The organism is Acidisphaera rubrifaciens HS-AP3 (genome assembly GCF_000964365.1).
In the GTDB taxonomy this organism is placed as follows: domain Bacteria; phylum Pseudomonadota; class Alphaproteobacteria; order Acetobacterales; family Acetobacteraceae; genus Acidisphaera; species Acidisphaera rubrifaciens.
In genome coordinates, this window is record NZ_BANB01000926.1 from 1 (window position 1) to 1,046 (window position 1,046).

At 75.4% G+C, this 1,046-nt stretch carries 2 protein-coding genes; both read left to right on the forward strand.

The annotated features are described in order from the left end of the window. A partial coding sequence (locus B8460_RS19095) for a beta-ketoacyl synthase chain length factor (protein WP_048863213.1) occupies positions 1-475 on the forward strand: 475 nt, incomplete at its 5' end. Further along, on the forward strand, positions 472-912 hold the full coding sequence (locus tag B8460_RS19100; RefSeq protein WP_048863214.1) for a hypothetical protein: 441 nt from the start codon (positions 472-474) through the stop codon (positions 910-912). The genes B8460_RS19095 and B8460_RS19100, both read left to right, overlap by 4 nt. Positions 913-1,046: the final 134 nt, after the last annotated feature.

The window sequence follows — 1,046 nt, forward strand, 5'->3', positions numbered from 1 at the left end:
GCGGGTGGTCTCGCCCACACAGTTCCACAACTCGGTCCACAACGCCGCCGCCGGCTACTGGTCGATCGCGACCGGCGGGCGGTCGGCGGCGAGCAGCCTCGGCTTTCACGACGACACCCTGGCGGCGGGGCTGCTGACGGCACTCGCCATGGTCGCGACCGAGGACGCGCCGGTGCTGCTGTGCGCCTATGACCATCCGCTCCCGCCGCCGCTCGACCGGGTGCGGCGCACGGTCGCCCCGTTCGGCGTCGCCTTCGTGCTGGCGCCGGTCGTCCGCCCGTCGCTCGGCCTGCGCTATGTCCCGCTGGAACCCGTCGTGCCGGAGACGCCGCGCGATCCGGCGCTGGCCCCGCTCGCGGCGGGCAATGCCATCGCCCGGGCGCTGCCGTTGCTGGAGAGCCTGGCGCGCGGGGCGGCGGGCATTCACCGTCTGCCCTATCTGGACGGGCATCTCGTGCTGGAGACGGCGCCGTGAGCCCGCTCGACGCCGGCGCGATCGCGGCGCTGGTGCCCCATGCCGGCGCCATGATGCTGCTCGAGTCGGTGGCGGCGTGGGACGCGGGGGCCATCGCCTGTCATGCAGACTCGCATCTCGATCCCGCCAATCCGCTGCGCCGCGACGGGCGCCTCGCCGCGCTCTGCGGCATCGAATACGCGCTGCAGGCGGCGGCGCTGCACGGCGCGCTGTGCGCGGGCGGCCCGGCGTCGGCGGGCTATGTCGCCTCGCTGCGCGACGTCGCCTGGACGGTCGAGCGGCTGGACGATCCGGCGCTCGGCACGCTTGATGTGCGCGCGACGCTGGAGCACCGGGAGGGGGGCGGCATGCTGTATGCCCTGGAACTGCGGTCCGCGGCGGGGGCGGTCCTGCTGACCGGCCGCGCGGGCATCATCGTGCCGGCGCCCGCGTCATGATCCGTGCCCTCGTCACCGGCGGTGCCAGTCCGCTGGGGGAGGCGATCTGCCGCCGTCTCGCGGCCGACGGCATGGCGGTGATCGTCCACGCGAATGCCGGCGCCGCGCGGGCCGAGGCGCTGGCCGCCGCCATC